Consider the following 284-nt stretch of genomic DNA (forward strand, 5'->3'; position numbering starts at 1 on the left):
TTTCGACATTTTGACGGGGTCTTTTGCTCCCGAAACAGCAGTGTTAAGCAATACGCCATCCGCCACTAATTCCATGGCGATAACCGCATCGGAGGGAGTTCCAATCCCTGCATCAAAAATTACCGTAACCTCAGATTGTTCCATGATGAAGCGTAAGTTCAATGGGTTTATAATGCCCTGACCAGAGCCAATTGGTGAATCTCCAGGCATGATTGCATGGCACCACACTTCTTACAGGCGTTTAGCGAGCAACACATCATCCGAAGTATAAGGTAATACGGTGA

Annotated in this window: 1 pseudogene; it reads right to left on the reverse strand. The window is 46.5% G+C overall.

Going from position 1 to position 284, the window contains the following annotated elements:
- A pseudogene (locus tag ACYP5M_RS26570) lies at positions 1-284 on the reverse strand (beta/alpha barrel domain-containing protein); the annotation flags it as partial.

This window comes from Peribacillus sp. N1, assembly GCF_054600815.1.